Source organism: Mycobacterium sp. IS-1264, from assembly GCF_001954195.1.
Classification (GTDB): Bacteria; Actinomycetota; Actinomycetes; order Mycobacteriales; family Mycobacteriaceae; genus Mycobacterium.
The window spans coordinates 1-1,007 of record NZ_MBES01000004.1 but is presented as its reverse complement, the minus strand read 5'-3'; the positions used below and the strand labels follow the sequence as shown (position 1 = coordinate 1,007).

1 protein-coding gene and 1 pseudogene are annotated in these 1,007 nt (G+C 61.4%); one reads left to right on the top strand and one right to left on the bottom strand.

Annotated elements, in window-relative coordinates; translation table 11 throughout:
• Window positions 1–696: serine/threonine-protein kinase (locus tag A5744_RS00440; RefSeq protein ID WP_139331180.1), on the bottom strand; the 696-nt coding region annotated here is incomplete at its 3' end.
• A gap of 123 nt (window positions 697–819) precedes the next feature.
• Here A5744_RS00440 and A5744_RS00435 point away from each other — a divergent pair.
• Window positions 820–1,007: pseudogene (locus tag A5744_RS00435) on the top strand (serine/threonine protein kinase); the annotation flags it as partial.

The following is a 1,007-nucleotide window of genomic DNA, read 5'->3' as shown; positions in this document are numbered from 1 at the left end:
CGTGAGGTGCGCGCTGATCACAGCGACCGCATTGGTGTTGGGGAACACCGGCACGCCGGTAAGGAGGTGATACGCGGTGGCGGCTAGGGCGTACTGATCGGCCCGTCCATCGATGTGGCCGCCCATCAACTGTTCGGGCGCTGCGTAGGCGGCCGTACCAACGGTCATGTTTGTCTGTGTAAGACCACTGATCTCGTCCCGATTGCGGGCAATGCCGAAGTCGGTCAACAAGATACGTTGCTTTCCGCCCTGTGGACGGGTCAGCAGGATATTGGCCGGCTTGACATCGCGGTGCAGCAGGCCTTTCTGGTGGGCATAATCCAGCGCGCTGGCGACGCCGGCAATTACGGTCCGCGCATCGGCAGCCGGCATTCCGGACGGACAGCTTTCCCGAAGCACTCGACGGGTATCGAACCCGTCGACGTAGCGCATCGCGATCCACAAATCACCCTCGAATTCGCCCCGGTCATACACCTCAACGATGTGTGGATGCCACAGCGACGACGCCAAGTCGGCCTCCCTGATGAACCGATCCCGGTAGTCGGGTTGACTGGATAGCTGGTCGTTCAGAATCTTGAGGGCGTCCCGCCGCGGCAACCGTGGGTGCTGAGCGAGGTAGACATCACCCATCGCACCGGTCCCTAATAGCGACACGATGGTGTAGCCGGCGAACGAGGCACCGCTCATCAACGGCATGCGCAAATGTTAACGACGCCCATCGCCGGTTGTTCAAGAATGCACCGCTACGCACTATCCCGAGTCGACGCTGTTTTTGTCGGAGTGTCACTGGTCAGCCGCTGCGCTTGTAGTATGCGGCGCATGCCGCTAGAGGAAGGGGCGGATTTCGCCGGGTTCACCGTGGTGCGGCTGTTGGGCAGCGGCGGAATGGGTGAGGTCTATTTGGCTCGACATCCGCGGTTGCCCAGGCTGGAAGCGCTGAAGGTTTTGCGCGCCGATGTCTCCGCCGACCCAAGTTTTCGAGAGCGGTTCATTCGAGAGGCCGACTT